Source organism: Aquitalea sp. S1-19, assembly GCF_024343515.1.
Window position 1 is genome coordinate 1 of sequence record NZ_RJTZ01000138.1, and the last position, 6,975, is coordinate 6,975.

A 6,975-nucleotide genomic window follows, 5' to 3' on the forward strand; every position below is an offset into this window, starting at 1 on the left:
TGCTTCCTTTTCCACTGAATGCCGGCATAAAAAAAGACCGCTTTATCAGCGGTCATGTTTGAGGCCCATTTCATTGTCCCAGCGCCGGGACTCGATCTCTTTTCTGGCATCATTGCGTAGCCTGTCCTGCTCGGTGCAGCGTACCGGCCCACCTACCGCGCGGTTACGAATGGCCCGCATCGCATTGATACGATCCCTTTCCATCAGAAACATGCTTCGGTTCATGCTGGCTCCTGTACGCTGATTCAAGATGAATTGCTGCAGCTTTCCAGTGATGCATAACGCTTGTGGCGTTGCATCATCATCGCACAAACAGACATAGACACAAGGGTGTAAAAACAGAAAAAGCCTGTTGTCACCCAAAATTAATACGTGAGGGCAAAACAACAGGCCATAAGCAAGCAAACTGCAAAGGTATTACCTTGTGTGGCAAATCAGACACTACGCCGCTCATACACCGCCTGCGCCAGCGTACCCAGGTCGATATGCTCCAGCTCCCCCCCCACCGGCATGCCGCGGGCAATACGGCTGACCCTGATGCCACGCGCCTTCAACAGCTCGCTGATCATATGTGCGGTGACCTCGCCTTCAGCGGTAAAGTTGGTGGCAATCACCACCTCCTCGACCACGCCATCCTGCGCCCGCACCAGCAGTCGGTCCAGATTGGCCTCGCGCGGCCCCAAGCCCTCCATCGGCGACACCCGCCCCATCAGCACAAAATACAGGCCGTCAAAGCATTGCGCCTGCTCCAGCATCAACTGGTCGGTGGGCATTTCCACCACACACAGCAAATCCTGACGCCGCGTCTCGTCGCTGCACAGATTGCACAAAGGGGTTTCGCTGAAGGTATTGCAGCGCTCGCAGTGGGTCAGATGGGTCAACGCACGGTCGATGGCGCGCGCAAGCTTTCCGGCTCCCTCCTGATCGCGTTGCAGCAAATGGTAGGCCATACGCTGCGCCGATTTGGGGCCGACGCCGGGCAAAACTTTAAGGGCGGCAATCAGATGATCGAGGGCGGGCGGGTTTTTCATGGGAAAGGATCCGGGATAAGGGTTCGGGGATCCGTACAAGCGGTGGCAAGCAGCGCGCTATGCTGCGCTGACGCCCAAGGCAACAAAGGACAAGCGACAGAATCCCCGACTCCGTCGCCCGCCCTTACTCAGATCAGAACGGCAGCTTCATGCCGGCAGGCAGGTTCAGGCCCTGCGAGAAACCGGCCATCTTTTCCTGCGTGGTGGACTCGGCCTTGCGTACTGCGTCATTGACAGCGGCGGCAATCAGGTCCTCCAGCATTTCCTTGTCTTCCTTGACATCGTCCAGCAAGGAATCGTCAATACTCACGCGCTTAACGTCGTGATGGCAGGTCATGGAGACCTTGACCAGACCAGCACCGGACTGGCCTTCGACTTCGACCGAGCCCAGTTCTTCCTGTGCCTTTTTCATGTTTTCCTGCATTTGCTGGGCCTGTTTCATCAGGCCCGCGATTCCGGCTTTACCGAACATAAAACTTACTCCTGAGCGGGTTGGATAGTATCGGTGAGCAAGGTCGCGTCAAATTCGCGCACCAGTTGCTGCACCACGGGATCATTTTCCAGCACGACACGCGCTTCCTGCCGCAATTCATGGCGGTTGCGCGCGTCGCGCATGGCGGGCGTTTCTGCACCGGTCTCTTCGACCGTCACGCTCAGTTCCAGCGCATGGCCGAAGTGCTCGGTCAGTACCGCCCTGAGTTTATCCTGATAGTCGCGACTGGCCAGGTGGCGGAAACTTTCCGGTACGGCCAACACCAGCGCCCCGCCCTGCCAGCTTTTCAGCACGGCGTTTTGCGCCAGCATGCGCACGGTTCCCATGCGCGGACCGATCTCGGCCACCAGCGCCAGCCAGTTGCCGTCAAAAGCCGCCGGCTTTTGCGGCAACTCGTCAGCCGATATATAAATTTCGTCGTCGTCCTGCATGGCGTAATCGGGCAGATCCGGCGGCAGCACATCGCCTTCACGGCCATCCGCATCATCATCGGCAACGTCAGCACCCTTGGCCGCGATGCTTGGTGCAGCTTCGGCCAGCAGCGGCAAAGCGGCCGCAGGCTCAGGCTCTATCTCGGGCTCGGGCGCAGGTTTGCTGCCCGCCAGCGCTGCGGCGGCCGGTGCTCGGGGTGTCGCCGCCGGCGTGCGTGTTCCGCCAACCTGCTGCGCCAATTTGGCGCGCGCCTGATCCATGGCTTCACGCCCGGCAACGGCAGTATGTGCAGCCAGCGGCGCTTGGGCGCGTACAGCGGTGGGGGCCGGTTCGCGCTGATTCAGGGGGTGAAACGCCAGCATGCGAATCAGGGCCATATTGAAGCCGGCGTGTTCATCCGGCGCCAAAGCCAGATCACGCCGGCCATGCACGGCGATCTGGTAATAAAGCTGTACATCTTCCGGCGCCATCAGGCCGGCCAGCGCGAAGATGGCATCGTATTCCGGCTCGTCCGGCGAAATCGCCTGCGGTACGATTTGCGCCATGGAAATCTGCTGCAGCAGCACCGCCATTTCGGTCAGCGCGCTATCAAAACCGATACCGCGTTCGGCCAGTTGCTCAGCCTCGCGTATCAACTGCGGGCCATCGGCATCAGCCAGTGCGCGCAGCAGGCCGAACAGATAGCTGCAATCAACCGCGCCCAGCATGGCGCGTACGCCTTCTTCTTTGACATCGCCCTCGCCATAGGCAATAGCCTGATCCAGCAAGGACAAGGCATCACGCATGGAGCCGGAGGCGCCACGTCCCAGCAAGGACAGCGCCGGCGTCTCGTAGGCGACGCCCTCCACCTCCAGCACATGGGCAAGATAGCCCGCAATCTGCTGCGGCGTCATATTGCGCAGGCTGAATTGCAAACAGCGCGACAGCACCGTAACCGGTACTTTTTGCGGGTCCGTGGTGGCGAGGATGAATTTCACATGCGCCGGCGGCTCTTCCAGCGTCTTGAGCATGGCATTGAACGCGCTCTTGGACAGCATGTGCACTTCATCAATGATGTAAACCTTGAAGCGCCCCAGCGTCGGCGCGTATTGTGCGTTTTCCAGCACTTCGCGGATATTGTCGATGCCGGTATTGGACGCGGCATCGATCTCCAGCAGGTCAACATAACGCCCGGCATCAATCTGGCGGCAAGCCGCACACACACCGCAAGGCTCGGCCGTAATGCCGGTCTCGCAATTAAGACTCTTGGCCAGAATACGGGCGATGGTGGTCTTGCCCACACCGCGGGTGCCGGTCAGCAAATAAGCATGGTGCAGGCGCTCGCTGCCAAGTGCATTGGACAATGCACGCACCACGTGCTCCTGGCCGACCAGATCGGCAAACCGCTTGGGACGCCACTTGCGGGCGAGGACTTGATAGCTCATGGGGAGCGATTCTAGCAGAAGAGCGCAGGCGAAAACACGCCAAGCGCCCAGTGCATCCGCTTCAAGACTTAGCCCCGGGTACCTCCACCGCCTGCTGCGCCAGATAGGCCTCGCGTATTTGCTCGGCCAGCTCCTGCGCCACCTTGGCATAAAGCGTGCTGCGGTTGTAGCGGGTAATGGTGTAGAAGTTACCCAGACCCAGCCAGTACTGCACCTCGCCCGGAGCGACTTCCAGCGGGAACAGCACCGCCGGCACATTGTCGGCGACTTCGGCGCGCGGGATCACGCCCATTTTCTTCAATTCGCCCACGGTGTAGTGCAGATTGAATTTGTCCGACACCAGCTTGTCGATCTGCGGCCCCGGCACCACATCGGCCGGAATCACCACATCGTCGCCTTTTTGCCAGCCGTGCAGCTTGAAGTAATTGCCTATGCTGCCCGTTACATCGGCCGGACTGCTCCAGATATCACGCTTGCCATCACCATCGAAATCGACCGCCCACTTGCGGTAGCTCGAAGGCATGAACTGCGGCCAGCCCATGGCACCGGCGTAGCTGCCCTTAAGCAGCAGCGGATTCTTGCCCTCTTCCTTGGCCAGCTTGAGAAACTCAGTCAGCTCGCCGCGAAAATAGGCGGCACGGCGCGGATAGTCAAAACCGATAGTCGTCAGAGCATCCGCCACGCGAAAGCTGCCGGTATTGCCGCCGTAGCGGGTTTCTATACCCAAAATGGCCACCACCATTTCCGGCGGCACGCCATAACGTGCCTCTACCTTGTTCAGCAGCTCGGCATGCTGCGTCCAGAATGCCACACCACCATCGACCATCTTGCCGGTAAGGAAATTGGGGTGGAACTGGTACCACGGACGCGAAGTGGAAGGTTTATCCAGCGCGGTAATAATAGAAGGCTTGAGTTCGACATTGGCAAACAGCGCCTCCAGATCGGGGCGGGCAAACTCACCCGTTGCCACCTGCTCGTCGATATAACGCTGGACATCGGGGCGCGCCAGCAAGGCCGCATCGGCATGCGCCAGCAGCGAGCACGCAGCCAGCGGGAAGAAAAGCCATTTTTTCATCGGAAGTATCCGCATTCGCACCAGGCAAAGCCACTGCCTGGCTTAATGTTTATAGGAGAGTGCACTGGACACCAGACGCGAAGTGATATCGACAATCGGAATGATATGTTCGTAATTCATCCGGGTCGGGCCTATCACACCGAGCGCGCCAACCACCTGATCATTGATCTTGTAAGGAGCACTGACCACCGTGCATTCGCCCAGCGTGGTCACCCCCGACTCCTCACCGATATACAGGCTCACGCCCTGGGCCGTCTGACTCTGGTTCAGCAGTTTAAGCAGCTCGGTCTTGCGCTCGAATACCGAAAACAATTCACGCAAGCGGGTCAGGTCTTCGGACAAGTCCCGCACATTCAACAGATTATTACCGCCGGCAATCACCACCGCACCGGTCTGCTCGACCATGGCCTGCCGCCCAAGATTGATCGCAAGCGCCATCAGACTACTGATATCGCCCTGAAGTTCACGCAATTCATGTTCGACGCACACCGTCACGCTGGACAGCGCCTGCCCGGCGTAATGCATATTGATGAAATTGGCGGCTTCGGTCAGCTCGGACGGGCTGTAATCGCGCTCGCTGGCGATGATATGGTTTTGCACGTCGCCATCCATGGTCACCAGAATCAGCAACACCCGGCGCTCGGACAGACGCAAAAACTCCATCTGGCGAAACGCGACATCCGCACGCTTGGGCGTCACCACCACACCGGTAAATTGCGTCAGATCAGATAATAGCCTTGAGGCGGCTTGAGCCAGCTGCTGCGGACTATCCGGATGCAGATTGTCCTCCAGTTCGCGCACCAGCGCCGACTCCAGCGGCCCCAGCGTCAGTAGCCTGTCGACAAAAACACGATAGCCACGCGCCGTCGGCACCCTGCCGGCCGAGGTATGCGGCGAAGAAATCAGCCCCATCGCCTCCATATCGGACAGCACATGGCGTATCGACGCGCTGGAGAGTTCCAGGCCGGACAACTGCCCCAAGGTCCGCGAGGGCACGGGCGTGCCGTCGGCGATATAGCGCTCAACCAGAGTCTTGAGCAGGCGTTGGGCACGTTCATTCAGCATAGGGGCTCTCGGGCACGGCATTTAGTTGCAGTATAAATGGGCGCAAGACAGATAAAATCAAGCGGGGCACCCGCGACCCAATAAGATTAAACACCGGCCGCCCCAATGCACTGAAGACTCACGGCCAAATATGCGATAATCGTCCGCTTGATGACCCACCGCCGTTTTGGAGAGAGCATGGCCAACGACAACAAACGCGCCGAAGAAAAAAGCAAAGCCCTGACCGCAGCACTTGCCCAGATTGAAAAGCAGTTCGGCAAGGGCTCCATCATGCGTATGAGCGACAACCAGATCAACGAAAACCTGCAAGTCATTTCGACCGGTTCCCTCGGCCTCGATCTGGCGCTGGGCGTGGGCGGCCTGCCGCGCGGCCGCGTGGTTGAAATCTACGGCCCGGAATCCTCGGGCAAGACGACGCTGTGCCTGCAGGTCGTCGCCGAAGCACAAAAAATGGGCGGCAGCTGCGCCTATATCGATGCAGAAAACGCTCTCGATCCTATCTATGCCCAAAAACTGGGCGTCAAGGTTGAAGATCTGCTGATCTCGCAGCCTGACACCGGCGAACAGGCGCTGGAAATCTGCGACATGCTGGTGCGCTCCGGCGGTCTGGATGTAATCGTGATCGACTCGGTGGCAGCACTGGTACCCAAGGCCGAAATCGAAGGCGAAATGGGCGACAGCCACGTCGGCCTGCAGGCACGACTGATGAGCCAGGCGCTCAGGAAGCTGACCGGCAATATCAAGCGCACCAATACGCTGGTGATTTTCATCAACCAGATCCGCATGAAGATCGGTGTGATGTTCGGCAACCCGGAAACCACCACCGGCGGCAACGCGCTCAAGTTTTACGCCTCGGTCCGTCTCGATATCCGCCGCATCGGCGCCATCAAAAAAGGCGACGAAGTGCTGGGTAATGAAACCCGCGTCAAGGTGGTCAAGAACAAGGTGGCACCACCGTTCCGCCAGGCCAACTTTGACATCCTGTACGGGGAAGGCATCAGCCGCGAAGGCGAGATCGTCGAAATGGGCGTGGAGCACGGCTTTATCGAAAAGTCCGGTGCCTGGTACAGCTATAACGGCGCCAAGATCGGCCAGGGCAAGGACAATGTGCGCCTGTGGCTGAAGGACAATGCCGCCGTGGCACAGGAAATCGAAGCCAAGATCCGCGACACGGTCGGCATCAAGGTCGAGATTACCGAAGATGCGGTCGATGGCGACGAACTCGCCAACGATGCATTCTAAAGTGAGCTCATGGAAAAAAGCCTGAAAGCGCGAGCTGTCGAGCTTTTGTCGCGCCGCGAATATTCGCGGCGCGAATTGCAGCAACGCCTCAAACCCCACGCCGAAAACCCGGAAGAGATAGAAGCGGTACTGACCGAGCTGGCCGAACGCCACTGGCAGTCGGACGAGCGCTTTGCCGGCCAGTTTGCCGAAATCAAGGGCCGGCGCTGGGGC

Annotated in this window: 8 protein-coding genes; 2 read left to right on the plus strand and 6 right to left on the minus strand. The window is 59.1% G+C overall.

Features of this window, described 5'->3' with window-relative positions:
* Positions 1 to 45 precede the first annotated feature (45 nt).
* The 6 genes from EGI20_RS15650 to hrcA form a co-directional block, all read right to left on the minus strand.
* Positions 46 to 225, minus strand: a complete 180-nt coding sequence (locus EGI20_RS15650; protein WP_498629649.1) for a hypothetical protein — start codon at positions 223 to 225, stop codon at positions 46 to 48.
* 209 nt (positions 226 to 434) lie between these two features.
* Entirely contained in the window at positions 435 to 1,031 is a 597-nt protein-coding gene (recR, locus tag EGI20_RS15655; protein ID WP_498629647.1) for a recombination mediator RecR, read from the minus strand.
* 133 nt (positions 1,032 to 1,164) lie between these two features.
* Entirely contained in the window at positions 1,165 to 1,503 is a 339-nt protein-coding gene (locus EGI20_RS15660) for a YbaB/EbfC family nucleoid-associated protein (protein ID WP_498632556.1), read from the minus strand.
* Between the two features lie 5 nt (positions 1,504 to 1,508).
* On the minus strand, positions 1,509 to 3,380 hold the full coding sequence (dnaX, locus tag EGI20_RS15665) for a DNA polymerase III subunit gamma/tau (RefSeq protein ID WP_498632558.1): 1,872 nt from the start codon (positions 3,378 to 3,380) through the stop codon (positions 1,509 to 1,511).
* A gap of 61 nt (positions 3,381 to 3,441) precedes the next feature.
* Positions 3,442 to 4,455: a lytic murein transglycosylase B gene (mltB, locus tag EGI20_RS15670; protein WP_498632560.1), complete on the minus strand. Its 1,014-nt coding sequence runs from the start codon at positions 4,453 to 4,455 to the stop codon at positions 3,442 to 3,444.
* 42 nt (positions 4,456 to 4,497) lie between these two features.
* Positions 4,498 to 5,520, minus strand: a complete 1,023-nt coding sequence (gene hrcA, locus EGI20_RS15675; protein WP_498632562.1) for a heat-inducible transcriptional repressor HrcA — start codon at positions 5,518 to 5,520, stop codon at positions 4,498 to 4,500.
* Positions 5,521 to 5,697: 177 nt separating this feature from the next.
* On the opposite strand from hrcA, the gene recA reads away from it, so the two are divergent.
* Positions 5,698 to 6,762: a recombinase RecA gene (gene recA, locus EGI20_RS15680; RefSeq protein ID WP_498632564.1), complete on the plus strand. Its 1,065-nt coding sequence runs from the start codon at positions 5,698 to 5,700 to the stop codon at positions 6,760 to 6,762.
* Positions 6,763 to 6,771: 9 nt separating this feature from the next.
* On the plus strand, positions 6,772 to 6,975 hold a 204-nt coding region (locus EGI20_RS15685), incomplete at its 3' end, for a regulatory protein RecX (RefSeq protein WP_498632566.1).

Excerpts from the sequence above, each read along its gene's own strand:
- recA (WP_498632564.1), top strand. The coding sequence starts at position 5,698 with ATGGCCAACGACAACAAACGCGCCGAAGAAAAAAGCAAAGCCCTGACC.
- recR (WP_498629647.1), bottom strand. The coding sequence starts at position 1,031 with ATGAAAAACCCGCCCGCCCTCGATCATCTGATTGCCGCCCTTAAAGTT.
- hrcA (WP_498632562.1), bottom strand. The coding sequence starts at position 5,520 with ATGCTGAATGAACGTGCCCAACGCCTGCTCAAGACTCTGGTTGAGCGC.
- mltB (WP_498632560.1), bottom strand. The coding sequence starts at position 4,455 with ATGAAAAAATGGCTTTTCTTCCCGCTGGCTGCGTGCTCGCTGCTGGCG.
- EGI20_RS15660 (WP_498632556.1), bottom strand. The coding sequence starts at position 1,503 with ATGTTCGGTAAAGCCGGAATCGCGGGCCTGATGAAACAGGCCCAGCAA.
- EGI20_RS15650 (WP_498629649.1), bottom strand. The coding sequence starts at position 225 with ATGAACCGAAGCATGTTTCTGATGGAAAGGGATCGTATCAATGCGATG.
- dnaX (WP_498632558.1), bottom strand. The coding sequence starts at position 3,380 with ATGAGCTATCAAGTCCTCGCCCGCAAGTGGCGTCCCAAGCGGTTTGCC.